Raw genomic sequence first — 25684 nt, 5'->3', positions numbered from 1 at the left:
TCTGATGCGTGGGCTTGTTTTTTTAGACCTCTTCCCGGGAATTCGTCGGCGACTTGCCACACATCAAGTGTACACATAAACTATTTATAAATAGCATTTGTGTAGACTTGATGAATCAGATCACCGCCCGTGAGCGTCTCGACTACTGGGACCGCCAACACCGGTCTGTATTTACTCTCTCGGACCTGGCCAAGATCTTTCCCGAAGACAGCCCAAAGACGCTTCAGGAGGGAATCAATCGACTACGTCGACATGGCATGCTCGAGGCAGTCAGTCGCGGCGTGTATGTCTACAAGCTGTCACGGCACCATGACCCCGATCTTCTCGAACGAATCGCCAAGACCATGCGCCGTGGCGAGTACAGCTATGTCAGCCTCGAATCCGCCCTCTCGGAATACGGCGCCATCTCACAGATTCCTGTCGACCGACTGACGGTCATGACCACAGGCCGCAAGGGGGAATATCGAACCCCCTATGGCACCATTGAATTCACCCATACCAAGCGATCCGTACCTCAATTGCTTGACCGGATGCGCGACGTCGGACGTCCCTTGCGGCTGGCAACGCCCCAAGCCGCCTGGGCAGACCTCAAGCGTGTCGGGCGCAATACCCATCTTGTCGATGAAGCGAGCCTGCCGCATGCAAACTGAACGCGCCAACTTCGATGAACTGGTCGCTCGCGCGATGGCACAACCCGGCCGAACCGCTATGCGCCCGGTCATCGAGAAAGAGCTGCTGCATCTCGATATCCTGTTCGCACTCGAACGGGAGCGGCTCCTGGATCGGCTTACCTTTCAGGGAGGAACGTCGCTGCGCTTGTGTCAGGGCTCGCCGCGCTTCAGTGAAGACTTGGATTTTGCCGGCGGTTGGGAGTTCAGCAGCCAACATCTGTCCCGCATCCGTGAGTGCATCGAGGATTATGTCAGCAATCGTTACCAGCTCGAGGTTAGTGTCAAGGAACCGAAAGAGCTGCGCGAAGAGCCTGGCTACCGGGACATTCGTATCGACAAATGGCAGGTTTCCGTCTTGACGGCACCAGCTCGAAAGGACATCCCCAAGCAGCGCATCAAACTGGAAGTGGCCAGCCTTCCGGCGTACACGCGGGAAGCGCATGCGCTCCAGGTCCACTACCCGTTTCTGCCCGATGGCTACGATGACTTGCTGATCGTGACGGAAAACCTAGAGGAGATCATGGCAGACAAGCTGATCTCACTGGTCAACACACAGAAATACGTGCGGCATCGTGACATCTGGGACCTGGCCTGGCTCAAACAACAGGGGGCATCTCCCAACCTCGAGCTCATCAAGCGCAAGATTCAGGACTATACCGTAGAGCATTACGCTGACCGAGCCAGAGACATGCGATCCCGCCTGGTTGAAATTGTGTCGGGTACCACCTTTCGAAATGAAATGACACGCTTTCTGCCCACACAGACAGTCGAAAGAACGATAAGAAACCCCCGCTTTGCTGACTTCCTCGCCCGCGAGGTCACAGCCATGCTGGATCAAGCAATCCTTGCACTCGAGGGTCCACCCCCAGGATCTCCCAGTCCGGAATTCACCCTCTAGGGAGCATGGCTCTCAAACACGTCTAACCACACACTGGTCGCATAAACGTGGACGTGGATTTCTCGCTAGCGATGGTGCGTGGTCACAATGCTAGACTCCCTTTTCCCGACTCTACCCAACTTTGAGAGGCCTGCGATGGATGATACTGGCGCCCCCAATGCCCTGTCCGTCAGTGAACTCAACCGCCAGGCCCGCCTGATGCTGGAGCGCGGCTTCGGTGACTGCTGGGTGGAGGGGGAAGTCTCGGGGGTGGCGCGGCCGGCGTCGGGGCATATCTATTTCACGCTCAAGGACGACCGCGCCCAGCTGCGTTGCGCGTTCTTCCGTAACCGGGCGCGCTTGATGCGAACGCCGCTCAAGGACGGCGACCGTCTGCGGGTGCGCGGGCGCGTGTCGGTGTTCGAGCCGCGTGGCGACTATCAGTTGATCGTCGAGGCGGTGCAGGCATCCGGGGAAGGCGAACTGCTGGCGGCGTTCGAGCGGCTCAAGGCGAAGCTTTCCGCCGAGGGCGTCTTCGCCAACGCGCGGCCGCTGCCCTGCCCGCCCCGTCACCTGGCCATCATCACCTCGCCCACCGGCGCGGCGATTCGTGACGTGCTGGCGGTGTTGCGCCATCGCTGGCCGTCGCTGGAGGTGACGATCCTGCCGGTGCCGGTGCAGGGGCGCGAGGCACCGCCGGCGATCATCCGCGCCATCGCCCAGGCCAATCAGCGCGCCCAGTCGCCGGACGACACCGTCGATGCCCTGCTCGTCACCCGCGGCGGCGGCAGCCTGGAGGATCTGTGGGCGTTCAACGACGAGCACCTGGCGCGGGCGATCCATCACTCCCGCCTGCCGGTGATGTCGGCGGTGGGGCATGAAGTGGATGTCACGCTGGCGGATTTCGCCGCCGACGAGCGCGCCCCCACGCCGTCCGCCGCCGCCGAGCGGCTGGTGCCCGACTGGCGCGAGTGGCGGGCGCAGTTGCAGGCCGCGGAGCGCGGCCTGGCACGTGCCATGCAGGCACGCCTGGAGCGCGACGGTCAGCGCCTCGATCATGCCCGGGCGCGATTGCGGCATCCCGGCGAGCGTCTGGCCGAACAGCGCCGGCGCCTGGAGAGTTGGGAAACGCGTCTGAAGCTTGCCATGCAGCGACGTCTCGACCGCGAGCGTCAGCATCACGAGACGCTGACTCGCCGCGTGGAACGCCAGGATCCGCGCCTTGCCATCGAGGCGTATCGGCAACGCCTGACGACGCTAGAACGTCAGTTGCATGCCGCCCTGCCGCGCCGCCTCGATCAGTCCCGGGAGCGCCTCGAAGCCCTGGCCCGCGAGCTCAACGCGGTCAGCCCGCTGGCGGTGCTGGGTCGCGGTTATGCCATCCTCGAGGACGACGATCGCCATATCGTGCGTCACGCCCATGACACCCAGCCCGGCCAGACCCTCACCGCACGACTCGGCGAGGGGCGGTTGAAGGTGGAGGTGAAGCGGCGCTTCAAGCGTTAGGCACTGTCTGAAAACTGTTTTTGCGCGAATTCAGCGCTGGGCGCGGCGTGGCGCGGCGTCGTCGTTCTGCGCCGACTGCGGATGGGTGCTGGGCTTGAAGCTGCTCGGCTCCAGGTCGTGGCGCGCCAGCAGCTTGTAGAAGTCGGTGCGGTTGCGCCCGGCGATGCGCGCGGCCTGGGTGACGTTGCCCTCGGTGATCTTCAGCACCTTGACGAGGTAGCTGCGTTCGAAGCCCGCACGCGCCTCGTTGAACGAGGGCAGTGCGTTTTCCTCGGCCGCCAGTGCCTGGGCCACCAGGGCCTCGGGGATGATCGGCGAGCTGGTCAGCGCCACGCACTGCTCGACCACGTTGACCAGTTGGCGCACGTTGCCCGGCCAGGCGCTGGAGGCCAGCAGGTTGAGTGCCTCCGACGAGAAGCCCTTGACGAAGGGCTTGTGGCGCTCGGCCGCCTGCCCCACCAGATACTTGGCCAGCAACGGCACGTCCTCGGCACGCTCCTTGAGGGCCGGCAGCTTGAGGTTGACGACGTTGAGGCGGTAATAAAGGTCCTCGCGGAAGTCGCCCTCGTGCATGGCGCGATCGAGGTCGCGGTGCGTGGCGGAGATGATGCGCACATCGATGGGCACCGAGGTGGTCGAGCCCAGGGGGCGGATCTGGCGCTCCTGCAGCGCGCGCAGCAGCTTGACCTGCAAGGACAGCGGCATGTCGCCGATCTCGTCGAGGAACAGGCTGCCGCCGTTGGCGGCGAGGAACAGCCCCTCGTGCTGGCTCACCGCGCCGGTGAAGGCGCCCTTGGCGTGCCCGAACAGCTCGCTTTCCAGCAACTGCTCGGGCAGCGCGCCGCAGTTGATCGCCACGAAGGGCTTGTCGGCGCGTCCGCTCGCCTGATGGATGGCGTTGGCCAGCAGCTCCTTGCCCGAGCCGGAGGCCCCGGTGATCAGCACGCTGACATCCGAGGCCGCCACCATGCGCGCCTGCTCGAGGATGCGCTCCATCTGCGGGCTGCGGGTGATGATCTCGGCACGCCAGGCATCGTCGCCGGCCCCGTGGGTGCTCGCCGTCTGTGTCATGGCTTCCTCGATGGCGGCGAACAGCTCGTCGCGGTCCACCGGCTTGGTGAGAAAGCTGAACACCCCCTGGCGCGTGGCGCTCACCGCATCCGGGATGGAGCCGTGCGCGGTGAGAATGATCACCGGCATGCCCGGCGCACGGCGCTGCAATTCGTGAAACAGCGCCATGCCGTCCATTTCGTCCATGCGCAGGTCGGAGAGCACCAGATCGGGACGGTCCTCGGTCAGGCAGTCCAGTGCCTGGCGTCCGCTCTCGGCGGTGGTCACGCGGTAGCCTCGGCTTTCCAGGCGCATGCCCAGCAACTTGAGCAGGCTAGGGTCGTCATCGACCAGCAGAATATGCGCGGCGGCGTGCTTCACGTCTTTCTCCTTGGGCTCATTCGCGCCGTCATGGCGATTGCTGATGACGCGAGTTGATGCTCTGTTCGATGGCCGTCAGGGCGTCGAGTTTCTCGGCAAGCTCGTCGCGCTCTCGCTCCAACGCCTGGCGGTGCGATTCGCTCGTGGCCAGCTCGGCGACCAGGGCCCGGCGACGCTCGAGTTCGTTGAGCCATTGCTGCAGCAGAGGCTGCAGACGGCTCGGCGCCGCCGATATCTCGGCCTTGTAGAGTTCCGAGGCGCGCTCCCAGCCGTCGCGCTCTCCCCACGCCAGTACCGTGGCCCGTGCCAGCTTGAGATGCGGCATGTCGCCGTCCAGGCGTACCAGCATGGTCTGGCGCCATTCGCTGTCCCCGCGCTGCGCCGCCAGGCCGAAGGCCACCCAGTCATCCACCAGGCAGACGTTGTCGGCCAGTTGCGGAATATCGCCGTCACAGGAGGTGATCGGAGCCTCCGGCGGGGGCGGCTGCTGGGCCAGCCACTGGCAACCGGTCAATAGCGAGCTGGCGCATAGCGCCACTAGCAGCATCCGGATGTTCATGAGTTCGAGTTCCTTGCGTCAAGCGCCGGCATTCGTGTGACCGGCGTCGTTATGGAGGCGTCATCGGTCGCGGGTTCTCCCTCCGACGACGAGACCTCGGGCAATGTCAGGCGAAAGCAGACCGGGAAGTCGTCATCCTCGACCAGTTCCAGCCGCCCTTGCTGGACCCTGGCGCAGTCGGCGGCCACCGACAGCCCGATTCCCGAGCCCTTGAGGGCACCCTTGCGTCGCATGCGGCCTTGATAGAATGCCTCGAAGAGATGCGCTCGATCCTCGTCGTCGATGGGTTCGCCGGTATTGGCGACGTCGACGATCAGCGAGGCCTGATGCTGGCGAACCCGCAGCGCCAGATAGCCGCCGTCTTCGCCGTAGGCGATGGCATTGGAAACCAGGTTGTCCAGGATACTGGCCGTCCGTTCGCGGTCGGCCTGCCAGGGCAGTGGCGCATGCTGCGGCCATTCGACCCGCATGCCCTTCTTGTCGAGTGCCAGGCGATGCTTGGCGAGCACCTCCTGGATCACCGTGACCAGATCGAAACGCGTCACCTTGAGGCCGCGACTGTGCTGCAACAGATTATAGTCGAGCAGCTGTTCGATGAGCTCCTGCAGTTCCTGACCACTGACATCGATCAAGCCGACGATTTCCCGCTGGCGCTCGCTCAGCTCGCCCACCACGCCGTCGGACAGCAGCGCCGTGCCTTCGCGCACGCTGGCCAGCGGCGTCTTCAGCTCGTGGGACATATGCCGCAGGAACTGTTGCTTCTGCGCCTCCAGCTCGGTGAGACGCCCGGAGAGCCAGGTCAGGCGCTCGCCCAGGCTGACCAGCTCCGCCGGCCCCTGGATATGCTGCGACGAGGCGGGTTCCATGCCGCTGCCCAGACTGAAGATGCGCCGTTCGAGCTGACGAATGGGGCGGATGATCAACCAGGTGAAGAACAGCATGAGCACCAGGCTCACCGACACCAGCACGGCGGTCTGCAGCCAGAGCTGACCGCGTACCGTGCCGGCGCGCTCGCGAATGGCATCAATGCGGTCGTCGATGAGCTGGTTGGTGGCCTGGCGCACGTTGTCGGTGCGCTGGGAGAAGTCGCCGAACGCCGCCAGTTGCTCGCGGAATTCCTCGATGGGCATGTCCGGCAGGGCCTCGAGTTCGCCCAGTTGCTCGCGCAGCCGCGGAATGTCGGGATCGTCGGGCAGCAGGGGGGCGTGCTCATCGAGCAGTTCCGCGTAGCGCTCGGCCTTCTCGTTGTAGATATCGAGCAGCCCTTCTTGCTCGAGCACCGCGTACTGGCGCGCGCTGCGCTCCATCTCCAGGGCCAGATTGCTGAGGGTACGGGCACGACGGGTTTGTTCCACCGCCTGGCGTGCGCTCACGTCGGCCAGCGACGAAAGTTCGGAAAGCGCCTGACCGGCCTGAAACATGAGAACGGCAATCGGCAGCATCACCATGACGAAGGCGAGCAATACCAACTGCAACAATGAACGGGGACGCCAGCGGCGAGAGACCTGAGTGGCCATGAGCGCGATTCTATGCAGAAAGAGGGTGGATGCCATGTAATCTTATCCGCACAGGATAACAGAGTTACACTCGCCTGCCGGGCTTCTGGTCGCCCTGCCGATCGAGCGCTTCGTGATGGCCCCTTCGCTTGCCCCGGCTTGTCGCCTGTGGCGGACGCGCGACATCTAGCAGGCGCGCAAAAAAAGTGGGCCGGAAAATCCGGCCCAAGGTACGCAGGGAACTGAAGGGTCAAGTGAACACTCTCGAACATCCACCTGGCTGAACTCTCGAGAGTGATCGATGGGCCCGAAGGCCCACGAAGCCATGAGTGCCGTACATTGCCAGGAAAAAAGCACCCATGTTGACGGACTGGCCGTCGCTTCGTTCGGTGCCATGCCGCCGAGGCGGCGTGGCGAAATCAGACCCCCGAAGGGGGTGGCATCCTTGCCTGGGCATCCTTGCCCTTTTGGTACCTATCCATGCCCGTAGGCGGTACCCGTCTCATCGCAACCTAAGTCACACATCGCGTGGAGCAGACGTTGATCGATCTCGCCAGACCTTACGCACAGGGTTGTGACCGGAACGCCTGGCGTGATCGATCGAGAAACGGCTCGAGCCGTGTTGAACCGCTTCCCGTTGCTCGCCCTATACATTGCGATTGGCGTGCCAGTTTTTTGAAAAACCACTAAAAACAATAACTTGCAAACATGCCAACCGGGCCATTCGCGGCCACTTCCGACATTTGCCGCTCACGGGGCGAGATTGGCGACCAATAACGTCGCCATTCCCCAACGCGATATGGCCGAAAACCTCTTAATTCCTAAAAATCAATGACTTATTACGTCTCCATTTGGAGACACCCGTAGAGAGAAAGCGACAGGTCATGGCCGGGCGAGACGCCGCCCGCGCCGTTGACGGGGGCGCGAAGCGGCGCGGGCAGACAGGATCAGGTGAGGGGTTTGAGCAACACCTTGGATTGACGCGCGTGATTGTAGGAATCGCGGCGCATGTGCGGCAGCGCCTCCAGGCCATCGAGCCGGAAGCCGCGCTCGAGGAACCAGTGCGTGGTGTGGGTGGTGAGCGCGAACAAGGCGGTGAAACCGCGCCGACGCGATTCGCGCTCGATCTCGGCCAACAGCAGGTCGCCCCGGGCGCCACCCCGATAGTCGCCATGTACGGCGACGCAGGCCAGCTCGCCCATGCAGGCGTCGGGGTAGGCATGCAGGGCACCGCAGCCGATGATCATGCCGTCGCGCTCGATGACCCAGTAATCGTCGACCTGATGCTCGAGGCGTTCCCGCGAGCGGGCCACCAGCATGCCGCGCTCCTCAAGCGGACGCAGCAGTTCGAGCAGGCCGCCCACGTCTTCCAGCGTCGCGCGGCGCAACTGCTCGTAACGGTGCTGGGTGATCATGGTACCGACCCCGTCTCGGGTGAACAGCTCACCCAGCAAGGCATCGCGATCGTGCCAGGAAAGCAGGTGCGTGCGTGCCACGCCGTGACGCGCCGCTTCGCAGGCCGCCCCCAGGTGTCGCGCCAGCTCGCTGCCGGGCGGTGCCTGACGGCGCAGGGGTTCCGCTTCCTGAGGCGTCAACTGGCGCTGCAGCAAGCCGCTGGCGTCGTGCAGCCCCGCCGCGTCGCCGAGCAGGATCAGCTTGTCGGCGCCCAGCCCCATGGCGACGTGCTGGGCGACATCGGCCGCATCCAGATCGAACACCTCGCCGGTGCTCGAATAGCCCAGCGGCGGCAGCAGCACCAGGGTTTCCTGGGACAGCAGCTCGGCGATGGCCTGGCTGCGCACGCGGCGTACCTCGCCGCTGTGGTGGAAGTCCACGCCGTTGCGCACGCCCAGCGGTTTCGCCGTGACCAGGTTGCCGGACACCACCGTCAGCTCGACACCGTGCAGGGGCGTGTTGGGCAGGCCCAGCGACAGGCGCGCTTCGATCTTGAGGCGCAGCTCGGCGGCGATACGTTCGACATGACGCATGATCGCCCCGTCGGCCACCCAGCGACCGTCGATCCGGCGCGGCGCGATGCCCTCCGCGCTCAGCGCCTCGCCGACCTGGGGGCGAATGCCGAAGACCATCACCAGGCGTACGCCCAGGGTATGCAGCAGCGCCAGGTCCTGCAGCAGCGGCTCCCATCGCTCGGATGCCAAGGCCTCGCCCTCGATGAGCACCACGAACGTACGTCCGCGATGCGCATTGATATACGGAGACGAATTACGAAACCAGTCGGCGAAGGGAAAGCGCGTGTTCAAGGCCCGCTCCAGCTGCAGGAAGGAAAGACATCATGACTATATCAGAGGCATAGAAAAGGCGGGACCGGTAGCTCCGATCCCGCCTCGCGATGCGGCGACTCGCTCGGCTCGCGTGCTAGCCGAACATGCCCTTGAACATGAAGAAGAACATGATCGACAGCAGCGCCCCGGCCGGCAGGGTGATCACCCAGGAAAGCGCGATGGTGCCCAGCACGCGCAGGTTGAGCGCTGCCATGCCACGGGCCAGACCGACCCCCAGCACCGCGCCGACCAGTGTCTGGGTGGTCGAGACCGGCAGGCCGGTGCCCGAGGCCAGTACCACGGTCGTCGCCGCCGCCAGGGTCGCGGCGAAGCCACGGCTCGGCGTCAGCTCGGTGATGCCCGTGCCCACCGTGGCGATGACCTTGTGGCCATAGGTCACCAGGCCGACGACGATGCCGCCGCCGCCCAGAATCAGTACCCACCAGGGCAGCGCTGCCGCGCCGCCGACATCGCCCTGCGAGTCGACCACGCTGATGACCGCCGCCAGGGGACCGACGGCGTTGGCGACATCGTTGGAGCCGTGCGCGAAGGCCATGGCACAGGCCGTGAACATCATCAGCACGCCGAACACACGCTCGACGCTGTTGAAGTCGAAGCTGGAGCTGCTGCGCTGGCGCTTGGCCCGATCGACGCGATTTTCCATCAGGATGCCGATGACCATGACCACCAGGCCGATGCCGATCGCGATCAGCAGGCTGTCGCCGAAGCTCATCTCCAGGCCGACGTGGGACAGGCCCTTGACCAGCGTGACCATCGCCACGACGAAGCCGACCAGGAAGATATAGCCCGGCACGTAGCGCTTGGCGGCGGCGAAGGGGTCACGGTTTTCGAAGATCAAGAACTGCACCGACTTGAACAGCACGAAGGCGATGGAGCCCGCCAGCAGCGGCGACACCACCCAGCTCGCCGCGATCTGGCCGACCTTGGGCCAGCCCACCGAGTCGACCCCCAGCCCGGCGACCGCGAAGCCGACGATGGCACCGACGATGGAATGCGTGGTGGAGACCGGCCAGCCGCGCATGGAGGCGATGAACAACCACACCCCGGCGGCCAGCAGCGACGCCAGCATGCCGTAGATCAGCAATTGCGGATCGTCGGACAGCAAGGCGGGATCGATGATGCCCTTGCGGATGGTGTTGGTGACCTGTCCCCCGGCCAGCCACGCACCGAGGAATTCGAACACCACGGCGATGAGGATCGCCTGACGGATGGTAATGGCCTTGGACCCCACCGAGGTCCCCATGGCATTGGCCACATCGTTGGCCCCTACCCCCCAGGCCATGAAGAAACCGAAAATGCAGGCGAGAATGATGAAGACATCGCCGTATTGCGCAATGATGGACATAGGCAAGTTCTATCTGGCTGGCGTGAGACGAAAAATCACACGGCCCGTCTTAGCGGGCCGTGAGGATTTGAAGACGGCTGCCGACGCGCTCGGCGCGATCGGACAGCTCACCGATCCACTCGATGATCTTGTAGAGAAAGATCACGTCGACCGGCGGCAGTTCGGCTTCCAGCTGGAAGAGCTGGCGACGAATCTGCACTTGCTGATCGTCGGCTTTGTGCTCGAGTTCGTGGAGCTCGCGGATGAAATCGTGCATGACATCCGAGACATTGCGCCCGAAACCGGACTCGAGCAGCTCCTCGAGTTCCTCGAGCGCCTTGCGAGCCTGGCTGACGGTGGCGATGGCGGTTTCCAGATACGCCCGCATCGCCGGTGCCAGCGAGGCCGGGATCTGCATTTCGCGGCCCAGCATGATGCCGGTGATGTCGCGCGCCTTGTTGGCGATCTTGTCCTGTACGCTGATCAACTCCAGCAGGTCGGAGCGCGAGACCGGCAGAAACATGGTATTGGGAAGGTTGAGGCGCAGCTCGGTCTTGAGCGTATCGGCCTCGTGCTCGAGTTCGGTGATCGCTTCGCGATGCGTGGCGGCCTCGTCCCAGTTGCCCGCCTGCGTGGCATCGAAAAACGGCAAGAGTCGTTCGGCACACTCGCTGGTCTTGACGATATGCGCGAGCAAGGGCTCGAAAGGCGATCGTCCGAACAGCGCCGAAAACGGATTGGAAGTCACCATAATGTCAGATTCGATGCGTTGGGAATGGCGGCGTCAGTATAGTGACTGCACCCCTTCGCGTCATGGAAAATTCATCCCCTTGTCATCAACGCAACAGGACCGGCATGTCTCAGGAAATCGAACTCAAGCTCGCACTGGGCGATAGCGGCCCCGACGCATTGCGCCGGCATCCCCGCCTGGCCGGCCACACCGCGCACCGTGCCTGGCTGGCCAACACCTATTACGACACGCCCTCACGTGCCCTGGAACGCGCACGCATCGCCCTGCGCATCCGGCGCACGCCGGACGGCCATCTGCAGACCCTGAAGACTGCGGGCAGCGGCCAGGGCGGCCTGCACGCTCGCGGCGAGTGGGAGTGGCCGATCGCCGGCGACGCGCTGGATCTCGACGGCATCCGCCAGCACGCCCCCGGCGTCCTGAGTGATGCGGATCTCGCCGCGCTCGTGCCGCGCTTCACCACCGACTTCACCCGCGAGCGCTGGGACATCGTCGAGGCGGACGCTACCATCGAGGTCGCCCTGGACATCGGCACCATCCACGCCGGGGATCGGCACGTGCCGATTCGCGAACTCGAACTCGAACTCAAGACGGGCAGCCCCGAGGCCCTGTGGCAACTGGCCGCGTCGCTGGCGGACGAGGTCGCCCTGCGTCCGGCCAATGCCAGCAAGGCTCAGCGCGGCGCGGCCCTGCAGGATGGCTGGACGCTGCCCGGCGATGCCGCGGAGCTGCGCAACGCCACGCCGCGGCACCACGCCGAGCAAGCGATCGCCGCCCTCGACGCACTGGGCGATAGCGGCGAAGCCGAATTCTTGAACCACGCTCGGCACGCCTTCCGGTCCCTGGCCGAGGACACTCGCCTGACCACGGCCGTGCGTCAGCCGGCTGGTTGGCTGGCCGAAGCGCTCGACGGGCCGCAGTGGCTGACCCCACGATTCGGACAACACAGCCTGGCCCTGCTCGCCGCGCTGGATGCGCACTGAGCCGAGCTCGACCAGCGACGCCCAAGGAGATAACACTTGGCAGATTTGCGACCGGCCGCCGTCGGCCTACGTACCCGCTTGTTCCAGATCATCTTCGAGTCGGACAGCCGTCTGGCCAAGAGCTTCGATATCGGCCTGATCCTGATGATCCTGGCCAGCGTGGCCGTGGTCATGCTGGATAGCGTCGACAGCTATCACAGCGCGTTCGGCACGCTCTTCTACGAGGCGGAATGGGCCTTCACGCTGCTGTTCACATTGGAGCTGGCGGCCCGCCTGTACTGCCTGGAGCGGCCTCTCAAATATCTGACCTCGTTCTATGGCGTGATCGACCTGCTGTCGATCCTGCCCACCTGGCTGGCCCTGCTGTTCCCCTGGGGGCAATCGCTGCTGGTGGTGAGGCTGCTGCGCGTGCTGCGCATCTTCCGCGTGCTGCGGCTGATGCAGTTCGTCGGCGAGGGGCGACTGCTGATCGATGCGCTGAAGAACAGCTGGCACCAGATCCTGCTGTTCCTGTTCGGCGTGCTGATGGTCGTGATCATCTTCAGCAGCCTGGTCTATCTGATCGAGCCTCCCGAAGCGGGCTTCAGCAATATCCCCACGGCGGTCTACTGGGGCGTGGTCACCCTGACCACGGTGGGTTATGGCGACATCACGCCGGTCACCCCGCTGGGCCAGTTCATCTCGATGATGGTCATGCTGATCGGTTATTCGATCATCGCCGTGCCCACCGGGGTGTTCTCCGCCGAGGTGATTCGCTCGCTGCGCGAGCAGCGTTATTCCAACGAAGCCTGCCCCGGTTGCGGTCTCGATCGCCACGAGCACGACTCACGCTACTGCCGACGCTGCGGCACCTGGCTCGACGAGGACACCCAGGATCCCCGCCTGAGAGACGAGGCAGATGGCGCCTCGCAGCAGGGGCACTGAAACCAGGGGCGTTTCGTGAGAGCCAGGCCGGTGACAAGCCGGCGCGAGGGTCATGCGTCATGGATGACGAATGCAGCACCCAGGGAAGGGGCATGGCGCTCTCGTGAAGGCTTGTCACCGCGGCTTTCTACCTTGCCCCGTGCTTACTGGAACGGCGCGACGTCCCCGCGTCCCTCGCGGACGATCGTGGGCGGAATCTCGCGGACATCCACCACCGTGGTGGGATCGAGATGGCAGGCCCCGCCGTCGATGACCGCGTCGAGATGCGCGCCGAAGCGATCACGAATCACCTCGGGATCGGTCATCGGCAGGTCCTCGTCCACCGGAATCAGCGTCACGCTCATCAGCGGCTCGCCCAGGGCGTCGAGCAGCGCATGGGTAATGCGGTGGTCCGGCACGCGCACCCCGATCGAGCGCCGCTTGGGATGCAGCAGCAGGCGCGGCACTTCGCTGGTGGCGTTGAGGATGAAGGTGTAGGGCCCCGGCGTATGCGCCTTGAGCAGGCGGAACACGGCGTTGTCCACCTTGGCGTAGGTGCCGATCTCGGACAGGTCGGAGCACATCAGGGTGAAGTTGTGCTTGTCGTCCAGCGAGCGCAGCCACTTGATCTTCTCGATGGCCTTCTTGTCGCCCAGGCAGCAGCCGAGCGCATAGCCGGAGTCGGTGGGGTAGGCGATCACGCCGCCACCACGCAGTATCGTCAGCGTCTGATCGATGAGTCGCTTCTGGGGATTGTCGGGGTGGATCTGAAAGAACTGGGTCATGCCTACCTCCTTGGAGCGGGACCGAAAGCGCGACGCCGAACGACGTGCCTTGCTTCGACCAGCAATAGCCTCACGCGGCGAATGTCGCAAGCTTGGGATGCCGCCACACCGGGGTCACCGAGCAGCGCGGCGGCGCGCTCATCACGCCCGGCGCCAACGGGCCACCGGGATAATGGAAGTCGCTGCCTTGCGAGCCCATGAGATCGCGCGCCTCGAGCTGGCGAGCCAGATCGCGTCCCACGTCGGCGTTCTGGTGGCCGCTGATCAACTCGGCGGCCTCGCCTCCCGCCTCGCGGAAGGCATCCAGCAGCTGACCGCGCTTGCGATGCGTCAGCCGATAACGCAAGGGATGCGCCAGCACCGCGATGCCCTGGCTGTCGCGAATCCATTCGACCACCTCGCTGAGATAGGGCCAATGCGTCTTCACGTCACCGGGCTTGCCGGCACCCAGGTATTTCTTGAACGCCGTGGGCATGTCCGGCACCACCTCGGCGGCCACCAGGGCCTTGGCGAAATCCGGCCGCCCCAGGGGGCGTTCGCTGCCGGCCTGCTCCCGGGCTCGGGCCAGCGCCGCATCGAGCCCGACCTTTTCCAGCCGGTGGGCGATTTCCTCGGCGCGCGCGTCGCGCGCCCGGGCCTGGGCGGCGAGCCCTGCCTCGAGGGCGCCATGCGCGCCGCTGGGCAGCAGGGCCACCACGTGAATGCCGATGCCCCGCCACAAGGTGGATAACTCGCTGCCCGCCAGGCAACGCAGGCCCAGACTGTCAGCGTGCCGCTGCGCCTCGGCGACCCCTGCCACGGTATCGTGGTCGGTGAGGCAAAACCGCGTGACGCCCTTGGCCTGGCAGGCCTCGGCCAGGGCGCAGGGCGAGAGCGCGCCATCCGACGCGGTGGAATGCATGTGCAGATCGAGCCCCAGATCGGCCTCGAAGGTCTCGGGCAAGGGCGGCAAGGGTTGGGTCATGGGCATGACGCGGTGCGGCGTCTTTGTCAGAATAGGGTCGCCATAGTGCTCGTTTGGGCGCCGCCGGGTCAATTCCCGGCCTCACCGGCACCTCACAGGATGCTCGTCGATGAAAATGCTTGTGGATTTCCTGCCCATCGCGCTGTTCTTCGCGGTGTATCACCTCAGTGACGATATCCTCCTCGCCACCCTGGTATTGATTCCCGCCACGCTCGCGCAGGTCGCCTTCGTCTGGTGGCGTTACCGGCGTGTGGAAAAGATGCAATTGATCACCCTGGCCCTGGTCGTGGTGATGGGCGGCGCCACCGTGATTTTCCACGACGCCGCCTTCATCCAGTGGAAGCCGACGGTGGTCAATTGGCTGTTCGCGTTCGCCTTCCTGGTCGCCCCGCTGTTCGGCGGCAAGACCCTGATCGAACGCATGATGGGCAAGGCCATCGCCCTGCCCGCCGCCGCCTGGCGGCGCCTCAATCTCGCCTGGGTGGCGTTCTTCATCGCCCTGGGCGCGATCAATGTGTATGTCTTCAAGACCTACGACGAGGCCACCTGGGTCAACTTCAAGCTGTTCGGCATGCTCGGGCTGACCCTGCTGTTCGTGCTCGGCCAGGGGGTCTACCTGGCTCGGCACATGCCCCGTGATACGCTTTCGCAAAACGACCACCAGAAGGATGACGTCTGATGCTTTACTCGATCGTTAGCGACGATGTGCAAGACAGCCTGGAACGTCGCAAGGCGGCACGCCCGGATCACCTGGCGCGTCTCGAGAAACTGCGCGACGAAGGGCGCCTGGTTCTCGCCGGCCCCAGCCCCGCCGTGGATGCCGAGGACCCGGGCGAGGCCGGCTTCACCGGCAGCGTGGTGATCGCCGAGTTCGACAGCCTGCAGGATGCCCAGGCGTGGGCCGATGCCGATCCCTTCGTGATCGCAGGCGTCTACGCCAAGGTCACCGTCAAGCCGTTCAAGAAGGTCTTGCCGTAACGGCGTTTATCCACACCTGGGCGCCAAGCTTTTGTGCACACCAGGTGTGGATAAAACTGTGAAGAGGCGGCGGACGGCTTTCTCGATGGCAGTCGTCACGCCGCCTTGCCGATTTCGATCAATTTTTAACCAGTTCTTGATCTGGTAACGAGTGCCATGCCCGCCGTTTCGCGTCCCCTGCCGCCGTTGACCGCCCTCGCGCCGCCCGAGCTGGAATGGCGTGCCGACGACATCAGCGACGCGCCCTACGCCAGCGCGTATGGCGATGTGTATTTCTCGCGCCACGACGGCCGCGCCGAGACCGGTCACGTCTTCGTGGAGGGCAACCGCCTGCCCGAGCGTTTCGCCGCCTGGCGCGAGACACGGGCGTTCGTGATCGGCGAAACCGGCTTCGGCACCGGCCTCAACATGCTGTGCGCCTGGGCGTGCTTCGAGCGCCACGCGCCCGCCGAGGCCCGCCTGCACCTGGTGTCCACCGAGAAATATCCCTTGCCGCATGATGCCCTGGCGCGTGCGCTGGCGATCTGGCCGGACATGGCCGCACGTGCCGGCGCCCTGCTCGACCAGTGGCCCGAGCCGGTCGGCGGCGTGCATCGGCTGTGGCTGTCGTCACGCGTGGTGCTGGACCTGCACTTCGGCGATGCCGCCGAGCGCCTGTCGCGTCTCGATGGCCGTGTCGACGCCTGGTTTCTGGATGGTTTCTCGCCGGCCAAGAACCCCGACATGTGGCAGCCCGAGCTGTTCGCGGCGATGGCCCAGGTCAGCCGCCCCGGCGCCACCTTCGCTACCTTCACCTGCGCCGGCGTGGTCAAGCGCGGGCTGCGCGATGCGGGCTTCACCTGGCGCAAGACGCCCGGCTTCGGCCGCAAGCGCGAGATGCTGTGCGGCGAGATCGCCGCGCCGCCGGATGACAGGCGACGCGCATCCTCGCCCTGGTTCACGCCGCCGCACGCCCGCCCCGCCCGGCACGTGGTGGTCATCGGGGCGGGGCTCGCCGGAACCAGCGTGGCCGCCGCCCTGGCCCGCCGCGGGGTCGAGGTCACGTTGCTCGAGCGCGACGCCCCCGGCGCGGGCGCTTCCGGCAATCGCCAGGGCGCGCTCTACGTCAAGCTCGCCGCCGAGACCAATCCGCAGAGCCGTGTCTATCTCGCCGGCCTGCTGTACACGCGGCGCTGGCTGACCGTCCTCGACCCCGAGCAGCGCCTGTGGCAGGACTGCGGCGTGCTGCAGCTGGCGCCCGGCGCCAAGGAAGCCACCCGCCAGCAGCGCTTCCTGGCCCATCACGCCCTGCCCGAGCGCGTGGTGCACGGCGTGGACGCCGCCACCGCGAGCCAGGCCGCCGGCACACCGCTCGACGCGCCGGGGCTCGACTATCCCCAGGCCGGGTGGGTGCGTCCCGACCGGTTGTGCCGGCAACTGGCCGCAAGCCCCGGCATCACCCAGCGGTGCGGCGAGGCGCACGATCTCGACTTCGATGCCGACGCCGATGCCTGGCGCATCGCGCTGACCGATGGCAGCACGCTCACGGCCGATCACGTGGTCGTCGCCACCGCCCACGAGACACCGCGCTTCACGCCTCTGGCCGGCCTGCCGCTCAAGCCGATTCGCGGCCAGCTCACCCACGTGCCGGTGCCCGCCGATGCGCCGTCATTGGCACGCGTGGTCTGCGCGGGCGGGTATGTCGCCCCGGCGATGGAGGGGGTGCTCAGCCTCGGCGCGACCTTCGCCCCCGGCGATACCGACACCGCCGTGCGCACGGCGGATCATGCGCGCAACCTGGACGAATTCACCGCCACCCTGCCCGCCTTCGCCGAGGCGCTGCGCGCGGCCGGCGTCACGCTCGACCCGGCTGCCTGCGAGGGCCGCGCCAGCCTGCGCGCCGCCAGCCCCGACAAGTCGCCCTACGCCGGGCCGGTGCCCGTGCGCGAGGCCTGGCTCGATGACTACGCCGTGCTCGGGGCCGATGCCCGTCGTGTACCGTCCACCGCCGGCCGCCATCATCCCGGCCTGTGGGTCAGTGCCGCGCATGGCTCGCGGGGGCTGGCCAGCGCGCCGCTGTGCGCCGAAGTCATCGCCTCCCGCCTGTGCGACGAGCCCCTGCCGCTGGAACGCGAGCTGATCGACCATCTCCATCCCGGTCGACGTCTCATCGCCGATATCATTCGCGGAAACGCGACCCGCGGAAACGCTACACTATCGACGTCATCGCCGAACGATGACGCCCAGACGTCACCGACCACCACCGAGACGCCATGAGTCAGATTCCCCAAGCGGTCCGCGAGCGGGCCGACACCCTGCACCAGCAGTTGGACGACGCCAACTACCAGTACTACGTCGAGGACGATCCCCGCATCACCGACGCGGAGTACGATGCCCTGCTGCGCGAGCTGCAGTCACTGGAGGCCGAGCACCCCGAGCTGAAGACGCCGGATTCCCCCACGCAGCGGGTCGGGGCGGCCCCCGCCGAGCGTTTCGAGGAAGTGACCCATGCCGTGCCCATGCTGTCGCTGGACAACGCCTTCGACGACGCTGAGCTGGCGGCCTTCGTCAAGCGCGTCGCGGACAAGCTCGAGTGCGACGGCGACACGCTCGCGTTTTGCTGCGAACCCAAGCTCGACGGCCTGGCGGTGGCGCTGGTCTACGAGAACGGACGACTGGTCCAGGGCGCCACGCGCGGTGACGGGCGCACCGGCGAGGATGTCACGCTCAATCTGCGCACCATCCGCTCGATTCCGCTCAAGCTGCGTGGCGACTCGATTCCGCCGCTGATCGAGGTACGCGGCGAGGTCTACATGCGCCACTCGGGGTTCGAGGCGCTTAACGATCGCGCCCGCGAAAACGGCGACAAGGTGTTCGCCAACCCGCGCAACGCCGCCGCCGGCAGCCTGCGCCAGCTGGATTCCTCGATCGCCGCCGCGCGGCCACTGGAGTTCTGCGCCTATCAGGTCGCCCGGCTCGAAGGCGAGGATGACGCACACTCGCATTCCGATTATCTCAAGCGCCTGCGGACGCTGGGCTTTCGCACCAGCCCGCTGCTCGACGTGGTCAAGGGCGAGCGCGGCGTGATCGACTTCTGCCATCGCCTGGGCGAACAGCGCAACGGACTCGATTACGACATCGACGGCGCCGTGATCAAGGTCGACAGCCTGCGCGATCAGCGCGAACTGGGCTTCGTCTCGCGGGCGCCGCGCTGGGCCATCGCCTACAAGTACCCCGCTCAGGAGCAGACCACCACGCTCAACGACGTGGTCTTCCAGGTGGGCCGTGTCGGCACGCTGACGCCGGTGGCCAAGCTCGAGCCGGTCCAGGTGGCCGGTGTCACCGTCGCCAACGCCACCTTGCACAACATGGACGAGATCGAACGCCTGGGCGTACGCATCGGAGACACCGTCATCGTGCGGCGCGCCGGCGACGTCATCCCCCAGATCGTGGGGGTCGTCGAATCGCAGCGACCGGCCACGACACGCGCCATCGAGATGCCCGAGCACTGCCCGGTGTGCGGCTCACAGACCGAGCGCCTCGAAGGCGAGGTCGCGGCGCGCTGCTCCGGCGGGCTGTTCTGCCCGGCCCAGCGCAAGGAGGCGCTGAAGCACTTCGCCAGCCGCCGCGCGCTGGATATCGACGGCCTGGGCGAGAAGTTGATCGACCTGCTGGTCGAGCGCGAATGGGTCAAGACACCGGCGGACCTGTTCCGGCTCGAGGCCGAGCGGCTTGCCGAACTGCCCCGGTTGGCGGAAAAGTCCGCCAACAACCTGGTCAACGCGCTGGAAGCCGCCAAGCACACCACCCTGGCGCGGTTCATCTACGCCATCGGCATCCGTGAAGTGGGCGAGGCCACCGCCGCGAGCCTGGCACGCCACTTCGGCTCGCTGCAGGCCTTGTCGGAGGCGTCTCTGGAGTCGCTGGAAGCGGTCGAGGACGTGGGACCGGTGGTCGCCCGGCATATTCACACCTTCTTCCGCCAGCCCCACAACCAGGAAACGCTCGAGGACCTGCAGGGGGTCGGCGTCACCTGGGAGGAGGTCGAGATCGCCGGCCGTCCCCAGCCGCTCGCCGGCCAGACCTGGGTACTGACCGGTACCCTGGAGAGCATGACCCGCGATGACGGCAAGGCGCGTCTGCAGGCGCTCGGCGCCAAGGTCTCGGGCAGCGTCTCCAAGAAGACCGCCGGCGTGGTCGCCGGAGAGGCCGCCGGCAGCAAGCTGGAGAAGGCCCAGAACCTGGGCGTGGAGGTGATCGACGAGCGCGAGTTCCTGCAGCGCCTGGCGCACTGGGAAGGTGCCTCCTCGGAAGACGCCCAGCCAACAGCCCCGGAGGACACACCATGAGCGGACGTTTCATCGAAGTCCCCTACCGCATGCTGCCGGCCGACACGCTGGACGCGCTGCTGGAGGGTTTCGTCACCCGCGAGGGATACGACACCACCGATGAAGGCGAAGGCATGACCGCCTGGGTGCGCGAGCTCAAGCGCCAGCTCGAACGGGGCGAACTGCTCATCGCGCACGATTTGCAGACGGAAAGCACCGAGGTCATGACCCTCGCCCAGTGGCGCGCTTTCGGGCGCGAGCTGGCCGACGACGAGGAAGAGGGCTAGGCCAGGCCCTGCCACGCAAAAAGGGCGCCACACAGTGGCGCCCTTGGGCATCGCGGTGCACGTGGCGAGCCGCGTGTCAGGTGAAGAACATCGGCACGATGATGCTCGAGATCAGCAGGATCAAGGCGCCCCCCAGGCGCGAGGAGATCTGCGCGAAGGGCATCAGCTGCATGCGCTTGGCGGCAGACAGCACCGCGACGTCGCCGGTGCCGCCCATGTTGGCCATGCACAGGCCGGCGGTGATGGCCGACTCGATCGGGTAGAAGCCGACCAGCTTGCCGACCAGCCCCGCGCCGAAGGCCGCACCGGCCACCACGGCGAGCACGATCAATACATAGGTCGGGGTGATCGCCTCGATCACCTGTCCCAGGTCGGTGTAGGCGATGCCGATCCCGAACAGCAGCGCGAAGGTCCAGTTCTTGGCGACGAACTGGAACCACTGCGAGGCGGATTCGTTGACGCTCTCCGGCACCACGTTGGCGATCTTGAGCACGGCGACCAGGATGATCATCAGGGCGTAGGGATGCAGCGGAATGAAGCCACCCAGAATCTGCCCGGCGGTGAAGAAGGTCAGCGCCGCCACGACGCCGATGCCCAGCTTGGCGAGATCGAAGCTGCTCTTGCGCTCCTCGATTTCCACGCCCGGCATCATCTGGCCGTCACCGGTCAGTCCCGGGAACCGTTTGGCCAGGCCGTTGAGCAGGCCCGCGATGATGATCGCGAACACGTTGCCCAGAGCCAGCGCCGGCACCAGGATGGAGATGTAGTAGCTTGCCGGCTGCCCGAGAAGCTGTTCGTAGATCTGGCTCATGGGCACCGCGCCGGCGCCCATGCCGCCACCCAGGATCGGCAGGGTGATGACCACCAGGGCATCCTGCATCGAGAAGCCCATCAAGGCGCCGACGATGACCGCGAACAGCCCGGCGAAGAACACCGCGCAGATCAACGGCAGCGCGTAACGCGACCCGACCTTGACCAGGACCTTGGAATCCATGCCCAGGATGCTGCCGGTGATCAGGGCAGCGATATAGAAATTGAGAAAGCCGCCGCCTTTCATGAACTGGGTGACGTTCTCGGAGACGTCGGTGGGCAGCCAGTCGACATAGACCAGGGTGGCCGCACCGAAGATGGCCAGGATCGCGCCCCCGCCCAGGTAGCTCTTGATGATCGGCAGGCGATCGCCGATGAAGCCCAGCAGTTCACCGAGTATCATCATCACCAGCAAGGCGCCGATCATGCCGCTCGGCAGGGTGTCGGTGAACATGGCCACGACCATGACGGCAAAAGCGATGAAAAAGATCGGCAGCGGCATGCCGAAGATGTGCAACGCACCCCACGCGCGCGAAGCGTGCCGGGTGTCGTCCAGGGTTTGCGTAGCGGCACTGTTCATTGGCGTGCTCCATGTGTTGGAATCCGCCCGCGGGCGGAGAACGTGAACGCTGCCGAGGATAAGTGGCACACGCCATGAACCAAGCTTTGCCAACTTTTTAAAGCGTTTTGAAATTATTGAAAACGACGGTTTCTTGCGCGGCATAGACACCCACGCTTGGAAATTACACCAAGGTCGAAACCCATCCGATATGGTCCCTCGATGCGCCACCCGCGACTGCCCACGCCCCGCCTCAATGTTCTGATCTCGCTGCTCGTGGCCGCGACCGTCATCGTCACGCTGGGCGTCGCCCTGTGGCTGTTCGATGCCACCCTGCGCGATACGCAGGCCAGGGCGCAGGCCGACCGCGTCACCGACATCGCCCAGGTGGTAGCCACGCGGCGCGATGTGGCGCGTGCCTTGCAGCAGCGCGGCGATGCCACCGCGTTCGCGCCCGATAGCGACCTGCAAGGCGACATCGACGACTTGCGCCGCCGTCTCGACGTGGACTTCATCGTGGTCATGAATCATCGGGGCATGCGTCTGACCCACCCCGATCGCACGCGTATCGGCGAGCATTTCCAGGGCGGCGACGAGGGGCCGGCCCTCGAGGGCGAGCACTATGCCTCGCGGGCACAGGGCACGCTGGGGCTCAGCATCCGCGGGTTCGCGCCGGTCGTCGACGACGCCGGAGAGGTGATCGGTGCCGTCTCGGTGGGGGTGACGCTGGATACGCTGGGCGCGCGACTGGCCGACAATCGTCAGCACGTGATGCTCGGCATCGCCGTGTTGATGCTGCTGGGCACCCTCGGCGCCAGTTGGCTGGCACGCTATATCAAGCGCGTGCTGATGGGGCTGGAGCCGCACCAGATCGCTCGTCTGGTGGAAGAACGCCAGGCGATCCTCGGCTCGGTGCACGAAGGCATTCTCGCGGTGGATGTCGACGGACGCATCACCCTGACCAATACCGCCGCCCATGCCCTGCTCGACCAGGCAGGCCTGGACACGCCGACGCTGGGCACGCCGATCACCGACTACCTGCCGCAGAGCGGCTTGCCCGCCGTGCTGCGCCACGGCCAAGCCTCGCTGGACCAGGAGGTCTTCATCAACGGCCAGGCGCTGCTCGCCAACCGCATGCCGATTCGCCACCAGGGCCGGGTGATCGGCGCGGTGGCGACCTTCCGCGACAAGAGCGAGGTGCGGCTGCTGGCCGAGGAGCTGACCGGCGTGCGCCGCTACGCCGAGGCGTTGCGCGCCGCGACCCACGAGTTCAAGAACAAGCTGCACGTCATGCTCGGGCTGGTGCAGCTCGAGGCCTACCCCGCCCTGGCACGCTACCTGCGCGAGGTGGCGGATCATCAGGTCGCGCCGGGCACGGCGCTGGTCGAGGGCATCGGCGAGCCGGTGCTGGCGGGCTTTCTCCTCGGCAAGCAGAGCGAGGCCCGCGAGCGCGACATCACCTTGAGCATCGACGTCGAGGACGCCATTCCCCCGCCTCGGGAGCCGGCCATGATCCACACCCTGGTCATCGTGCTGGGCAACCTGCTGGAAAACGCCTTCGATGCCGTCGACGAGCGAGACGTCCGCCAGGTCACGCTGACCATGGGTGTCGACAGCGACCTGCTGTCACTGCATGTGCAGGATACCGGCCCCGGCATCCCCGAGGCCATGCGCCAGCGCATCTTCACCAGCGGCATTTCCTCCAAGGGGCGTCAACGCGGCCTCGGCCTGGCCATGGTCCGCGAGCATGTCGAGGCCCATGACGGTACCCTGACGTTGTATTCAGAACCGGGGCGCGGCACGCTGATCGAAGTCGCCATGCCGTATCCGCCCCACCCCGACAGCGAGCAATGAGACCCGCGGAATGAGCGATACGCCACTGCACGTACTCATCGTCGAGGACGACCCCATGGTCATGCGCCTCAACGTCGAATACCTCAACCGCCTCGACGACGTCACCCTGGTGGCGCAATGCGGCGATGTGCCCGGCGCCCTGGATGTCCTGGAACGCGACGACGTCGACGTCATCCTTCTCGATGTCTACCTGCGCGGCCGCAATGGACTGGAAATCGTGCGCTACCTGCAGCGTCTGGGGCGGGATATCGACGTCATCCTGATCACCGCCGCCAGCGAGACCGAGACGGTACGGACCGCCCGACGCCTGGGGGTGCGCGACTATCTGGTCAAGCCTTTCGAGTTCGAGCGCTTCAAGGCCGCCGTGGAGGCCTGCCGACGCGTACGCGCCACCCTGGCGCACCTGCCCGAGCAAGCCGACCAGCGCGATCTCGACCGGCTCTTCCAGCCCGCCCGGCCGCGCCAGGCGACTCGCGGCGACGGCTTGCCCAAGGGACTCACCGCACCCTCGCTGGCGCAAATCGCCCAGGCCATTCTCGCCCTGGACGACGAGACCTTCACCACCGAGAGCCTGATGCCGGCGACGGGCATGTCGCGCGTATCGGTACGCAAGTACCTGAAACACCTCACCGAGCGCGGGGTGCTCGGCGAGTCGTTTCATTACGGGCAGGTGGGACGCCCCTCGTTCACCTATCGCTGCCTGGACGTCCCCGCTTTGCGTGCCTTCATCGACACGCCCGCGTCCCGGTGACTCGCTGCGGCGCGGGCGAGCACGGCTCCCCCGGCGTAGCGGCACGGCCTCGGCCACACGGGATCAAACACGAAAAAACGGGACCCCACTGGGGTCCCGTCGGCGTCGTGAACAGGCAAGATCGCGGCGCTAGTTGGCCTGATAGCGATGCAGGCGGTGACGACGTTCGAATTCCTGCACGCGCTGGCGTGCGAATTCCACGGTCTGCGCCGTCATCACGCTGCGGTTCTCGTCCTTCAGCTCACCGCCCAGATTACGCACCAGCACCATGGCGGTCTCGAACATGGCCTCGAAGGCCGCCGCGCTGTCATGGGCACTGGGAAGCGGCATCAGGAAGGTGACCCCGGGCGTGACGAAGTCGTCCATGCCGTCGAGATCGAACACGCCGGGCTTGAGCACGTTGACCATCGTGAACTGCAGGGCGCTGTCGTCCGATTCGGTCTCGAAACGATGGAACACCCCCATTTCATGACAGTAGCGCAGCCCGCAGGCCAGCATCAGGTTGAGCAGATCCGGTCCGTGGAAGCCCCCTTCGTCGCGTGACAGCACGCTGATGACGATGACTTCCTCGGCATCCGACAAGGCGTCGCGCGCCCGTTCGGCATGCACCGGGTTGCGCTTGGCGCGCTCCACGGCCGGATGGTCGGTGACCACGTCTTGATGACGGGTGTCGACCTCGGCGGCATAGGGCGGCGCCTGCGTCTCATGTACATCATCGGCGGCAGGCGCAGTGGCGCGGAAGGCCGGCGCCTCTTCACTGGCTGCGGGCCTGGCCGGTGCCTCACGGTGCCGCACGGCATCCTCGCGTGCCGAACGCGGCGACGCGGCGGCCGGCGCCTGCGATTCGCGCTCCGGCTCGTGCGCGGATGGCGCCGCCCCCAGCGTCGGCTCGTGATGCGGATGTTCATCGGCGTCGTCACGCTCGTCATGCTGGAACGATGCCGTGAAACGCTGGGCCGACGCACTCATGCGCTGCGCACCCGCTCGCATGGCGTCCTTCATGCCACGCATGCCGGGCCGCCGACTCTCGGTCGCCGATTCCTCCTGCGCACGGTCATGCCCCCGCTTGAGCACGCTGGGCCTGAGTTTTTCCTCGGGAATACGCTCCTGACGCAACGGCGACTCCGGACGTACCGGTTCGCGCTCGCCGCTGCGGGTGAAGGTCGCGTCGCCGACGACGCGTGCCCCACCATTGGGCAACTCCCAGTTGATTTCGGCCTCGCGGGCCGCTTTTTCCGGATCTTCCTCCTCGGCGTCCCTGCCCTCGGCACCCTGACTGTGCGTCGCCTGGTCGAGGCGCGGAACGCGGCGCTGGCGCTGGAGACGACGGACACCGTCGATCACGATGGTCGTCACCAGCACCAGCCCCAGGATGATCAGCCACTCTCTTAGTTCCATGGGTCGTCTTGCCTGTTCGCTATTGGCGCCATGATTAAAACTCGTTCGTGAAGAAGCATAGCGCGATTAACAAAAAAAGGGCCACTTTTTTTGAATGTCAAGTAGTTCCCTTAGCTCAGAGCAATCACCCTTCATTATCCCTGTCGAAGCTCACCCAAAAGCGTTGGTAACCCTTTTGGCGATTTTCTGC

At 65.8% G+C, this 25684-nt stretch carries 22 protein-coding genes; 12 read left to right on the top strand and 10 right to left on the bottom strand.

Annotated elements, in window-relative coordinates; genetic code table 11:
- The first annotated feature begins 110 nt into the window (after positions 1 to 110).
- The 3 genes from ABGX75_RS05105 to xseA all read left to right on the top strand — a co-directional run bounded on the left by ABGX75_RS05105 (position 111) and on the right by xseA (position 3054).
- Positions 111 to 650 (top strand): type IV toxin-antitoxin system AbiEi family antitoxin domain-containing protein, encoded by a 540-nt coding sequence (locus ABGX75_RS05105; protein WP_035414612.1) that lies wholly within the window; start codon positions 111 to 113, stop codon positions 648 to 650.
- Positions 640 to 1569, top strand: coding sequence for a nucleotidyl transferase AbiEii/AbiGii toxin family protein (locus tag ABGX75_RS05100; RefSeq protein ID WP_347410642.1), 930 nt, complete (start codon positions 640 to 642; stop codon positions 1567 to 1569). The genes ABGX75_RS05105 and ABGX75_RS05100 overlap by 11 nt, the downstream gene beginning before the upstream one ends.
- Before the next feature lie 135 nt (positions 1570 to 1704).
- On the top strand, positions 1705 to 3054 hold the full coding sequence (gene xseA, locus ABGX75_RS05095) for an exodeoxyribonuclease VII large subunit (RefSeq protein ID WP_035414611.1): 1350 nt from the start codon (positions 1705 to 1707) through the stop codon (positions 3052 to 3054).
- Positions 3055 to 3084: 30 nt separating this feature from the next.
- On the opposite strand, the gene glrR is transcribed toward xseA, so the two are convergent.
- From glrR to ABGX75_RS05065, 6 genes are all read right to left on the bottom strand, one after another.
- Positions 3085 to 4485, bottom strand: coding sequence for a two-component system response regulator GlrR (gene glrR, locus ABGX75_RS05090; RefSeq protein WP_287125025.1), 1401 nt, complete (start codon positions 4483 to 4485; stop codon positions 3085 to 3087).
- Positions 4486 to 4513: 28 nt separating this feature from the next.
- Positions 4514 to 5044, bottom strand: coding sequence for a hypothetical protein (locus ABGX75_RS05085; protein WP_347410641.1), 531 nt, complete (start codon positions 5042 to 5044; stop codon positions 4514 to 4516).
- Positions 5041 to 6597: an ATP-binding protein gene (locus ABGX75_RS05080; RefSeq protein WP_347410640.1), complete on the bottom strand. Its 1557-nt coding sequence runs from the start codon at positions 6595 to 6597 to the stop codon at positions 5041 to 5043. Before ABGX75_RS05080 ends, ABGX75_RS05085 begins: the two co-directional genes overlap by 4 nt.
- A gap of 890 nt (positions 6598 to 7487) precedes the next feature.
- Complete coding sequence (argA, locus tag ABGX75_RS05075) at positions 7488 to 8801, bottom strand: amino-acid N-acetyltransferase (RefSeq protein WP_011506020.1); 1314 nt, start codon at positions 8799 to 8801, stop codon at positions 7488 to 7490.
- Between the two features lie 115 nt (positions 8802 to 8916).
- Positions 8917 to 10188: an inorganic phosphate transporter gene (locus ABGX75_RS05070; RefSeq protein WP_011506019.1), complete on the bottom strand. Its 1272-nt coding sequence runs from the start codon at positions 10186 to 10188 to the stop codon at positions 8917 to 8919.
- 49 nt (positions 10189 to 10237) lie between these two features.
- Positions 10238 to 10918 (bottom strand): TIGR00153 family protein, encoded by a 681-nt coding sequence (locus ABGX75_RS05065; RefSeq protein WP_011506018.1) that lies wholly within the window; start codon positions 10916 to 10918, stop codon positions 10238 to 10240.
- A 104-nt stretch (positions 10919 to 11022) separates the two neighbouring features.
- On the opposite strand from ABGX75_RS05065, the gene ABGX75_RS05060 reads away from it, so the two are divergent.
- Positions 11023 to 11898 (top strand): CYTH domain-containing protein, encoded by an 876-nt coding sequence (locus ABGX75_RS05060; protein ID WP_224114441.1) that lies wholly within the window; start codon positions 11023 to 11025, stop codon positions 11896 to 11898.
- A 36-nt stretch (positions 11899 to 11934) separates the two neighbouring features.
- Positions 11935 to 12822, top strand: coding sequence for an ion transporter (locus tag ABGX75_RS05055; protein WP_011506016.1), 888 nt, complete (start codon positions 11935 to 11937; stop codon positions 12820 to 12822).
- Positions 12823 to 12965: 143 nt separating this feature from the next.
- Here ABGX75_RS05055 and ABGX75_RS05050 read toward each other — a convergent pair whose 3' ends face one another.
- Together ABGX75_RS05050 and ABGX75_RS05045 are read right to left on the bottom strand one after the other, a co-directional pair.
- Positions 12966 to 13586 carry an L-threonylcarbamoyladenylate synthase gene (locus ABGX75_RS05050; protein WP_035414604.1) on the bottom strand — a complete coding sequence of 207 codons (621 nt, stop codon included), beginning with the start codon at positions 13584 to 13586 and terminating at the stop codon, positions 12966 to 12968.
- Positions 13587 to 13656: 70 nt separating this feature from the next.
- Positions 13657 to 14550, bottom strand: a complete 894-nt coding sequence (locus ABGX75_RS05045) for a PHP domain-containing protein (RefSeq protein WP_084075979.1) — start codon at positions 14548 to 14550, stop codon at positions 13657 to 13659.
- Positions 14551 to 14659: 109 nt separating this feature from the next.
- On the opposite strand from ABGX75_RS05045, the gene ABGX75_RS05040 reads away from it, so the two are divergent.
- The 5 genes from ABGX75_RS05040 to ABGX75_RS05020 all read left to right on the top strand — a co-directional run bounded on the left by ABGX75_RS05040 (position 14660) and on the right by ABGX75_RS05020 (position 20122).
- Positions 14660 to 15229, top strand: coding sequence for a septation protein A (locus ABGX75_RS05040; protein ID WP_347410639.1), 570 nt, complete (start codon positions 14660 to 14662; stop codon positions 15227 to 15229).
- On the top strand, positions 15229 to 15528 hold the full coding sequence (locus tag ABGX75_RS05035) for a YciI family protein (protein WP_347410638.1): 300 nt from the start codon (positions 15229 to 15231) through the stop codon (positions 15526 to 15528). The genes ABGX75_RS05040 and ABGX75_RS05035 overlap by 1 nt, the downstream gene beginning before the upstream one ends.
- A 156-nt stretch (positions 15529 to 15684) precedes the next feature.
- On the top strand, positions 15685 to 17784 hold the full coding sequence (gene mnmC, locus ABGX75_RS05030) for a bifunctional tRNA (5-methylaminomethyl-2-thiouridine)(34)-methyltransferase MnmD/FAD-dependent 5-carboxymethylaminomethyl-2-thiouridine(34) oxidoreductase MnmC (protein ID WP_347410637.1): 2100 nt from the start codon (positions 15685 to 15687) through the stop codon (positions 17782 to 17784).
- Positions 17781 to 19856 (top strand): NAD-dependent DNA ligase LigA, encoded by a 2076-nt coding sequence (gene ligA / locus ABGX75_RS05025; RefSeq protein WP_347410636.1) that lies wholly within the window; start codon positions 17781 to 17783, stop codon positions 19854 to 19856. Before mnmC ends, ligA begins: the two co-directional genes overlap by 4 nt.
- Complete coding sequence (locus ABGX75_RS05020; protein WP_011506009.1) at positions 19853 to 20122, top strand: YheU family protein; 270 nt, start codon at positions 19853 to 19855, stop codon at positions 20120 to 20122. Before ligA ends, ABGX75_RS05020 begins: the two co-directional genes overlap by 4 nt.
- A 76-nt stretch (positions 20123 to 20198) precedes the next feature.
- Here ABGX75_RS05020 and ABGX75_RS05015 read toward each other — a convergent pair whose 3' ends face one another.
- The gene (locus ABGX75_RS05015; RefSeq protein ID WP_052046764.1) at positions 20199 to 21512 is read right to left on the bottom strand and encodes a 2-hydroxycarboxylate transporter family protein; all 1314 of its coding nucleotides are present in this window, start codon (positions 21510 to 21512) and stop codon (positions 20199 to 20201) included.
- A gap of 201 nt (positions 21513 to 21713) precedes the next feature.
- Between ABGX75_RS05015 and dcuS the strand changes: the two genes are divergently transcribed.
- On the top strand, positions 21714 to 23345 hold the full coding sequence (gene dcuS / locus ABGX75_RS05010; protein WP_347410635.1) for a DcuS/MalK family sensor histidine kinase: 1632 nt from the start codon (positions 21714 to 21716) through the stop codon (positions 23343 to 23345).
- A gap of 10 nt (positions 23346 to 23355) precedes the next feature.
- Positions 23356 to 24096: a response regulator gene (locus ABGX75_RS05005; protein ID WP_011506006.1), complete on the top strand. Its 741-nt coding sequence runs from the start codon at positions 23356 to 23358 to the stop codon at positions 24094 to 24096.
- Between the two features lie 129 nt (positions 24097 to 24225).
- Here the strand turns inward: ABGX75_RS05005 and zipA are convergent, their stop codons facing one another.
- Complete coding sequence (gene zipA / locus ABGX75_RS05000; RefSeq protein WP_347410634.1) at positions 24226 to 25494, bottom strand: cell division protein ZipA; 1269 nt, start codon at positions 25492 to 25494, stop codon at positions 24226 to 24228.
- Positions 25495 to 25684: the final 190 nt, after the last annotated feature.

Source organism: Chromohalobacter sp. (genome assembly GCF_039830575.1).
Lineage (GTDB): Bacteria > Pseudomonadota > Gammaproteobacteria > Pseudomonadales > Halomonadaceae > Chromohalobacter > Chromohalobacter israelensis.
This window is presented reverse-complemented; position numbering and strand designations above follow the sequence as displayed.

Excerpts from the sequence above, each read along its gene's own strand:
- ABGX75_RS05105 (WP_035414612.1), top strand. The coding sequence starts at position 111 with ATGAATCAGATCACCGCCCGTGAGCGTCTCGACTACTGGGACCGCCAA.
- ABGX75_RS05100 (WP_347410642.1), top strand. The coding sequence starts at position 640 with ATGCAAACTGAACGCGCCAACTTCGATGAACTGGTCGCTCGCGCGATG.
- xseA (WP_035414611.1), top strand. The coding sequence starts at position 1,705 with ATGGATGATACTGGCGCCCCCAATGCCCTGTCCGTCAGTGAACTCAAC.
- ABGX75_RS05085 (WP_347410641.1), bottom strand. The coding sequence starts at position 5,044 with ATGAACATCCGGATGCTGCTAGTGGCGCTATGCGCCAGCTCGCTATTG.
- ABGX75_RS05080 (WP_347410640.1), bottom strand. The coding sequence starts at position 6,597 with ATGGCATCCACCCTCTTTCTGCATAGAATCGCGCTCATGGCCACTCAG.
- ABGX75_RS05070 (WP_011506019.1), bottom strand. The coding sequence starts at position 10,188 with ATGTCCATCATTGCGCAATACGGCGATGTCTTCATCATTCTCGCCTGC.
- ABGX75_RS05065 (WP_011506018.1), bottom strand. The coding sequence starts at position 10,918 with ATGGTGACTTCCAATCCGTTTTCGGCGCTGTTCGGACGATCGCCTTTC.
- ABGX75_RS05060 (WP_224114441.1), top strand. The coding sequence starts at position 11,023 with ATGTCTCAGGAAATCGAACTCAAGCTCGCACTGGGCGATAGCGGCCCC.
- ABGX75_RS05050 (WP_035414604.1), bottom strand. The coding sequence starts at position 13,586 with ATGACCCAGTTCTTTCAGATCCACCCCGACAATCCCCAGAAGCGACTC.
- ABGX75_RS05045 (WP_084075979.1), bottom strand. The coding sequence starts at position 14,550 with ATGACCCAACCCTTGCCGCCCTTGCCCGAGACCTTCGAGGCCGATCTG.
- ABGX75_RS05040 (WP_347410639.1), top strand. The coding sequence starts at position 14,660 with ATGAAAATGCTTGTGGATTTCCTGCCCATCGCGCTGTTCTTCGCGGTG.
- ABGX75_RS05035 (WP_347410638.1), top strand. The coding sequence starts at position 15,229 with ATGCTTTACTCGATCGTTAGCGACGATGTGCAAGACAGCCTGGAACGT.
- mnmC (WP_347410637.1), top strand. The coding sequence starts at position 15,685 with ATGCCCGCCGTTTCGCGTCCCCTGCCGCCGTTGACCGCCCTCGCGCCG.
- ligA (WP_347410636.1), top strand. The coding sequence starts at position 17,781 with ATGAGTCAGATTCCCCAAGCGGTCCGCGAGCGGGCCGACACCCTGCAC.
- ABGX75_RS05020 (WP_011506009.1), top strand. The coding sequence starts at position 19,853 with ATGAGCGGACGTTTCATCGAAGTCCCCTACCGCATGCTGCCGGCCGAC.
- ABGX75_RS05015 (WP_052046764.1), bottom strand. The coding sequence starts at position 21,512 with ATGAACAGTGCCGCTACGCAAACCCTGGACGACACCCGGCACGCTTCG.
- dcuS (WP_347410635.1), top strand. The coding sequence starts at position 21,714 with ATGCGCCACCCGCGACTGCCCACGCCCCGCCTCAATGTTCTGATCTCG.
- ABGX75_RS05005 (WP_011506006.1), top strand. The coding sequence starts at position 23,356 with ATGAGCGATACGCCACTGCACGTACTCATCGTCGAGGACGACCCCATG.
- zipA (WP_347410634.1), bottom strand. The coding sequence starts at position 25,494 with ATGGAACTAAGAGAGTGGCTGATCATCCTGGGGCTGGTGCTGGTGACG.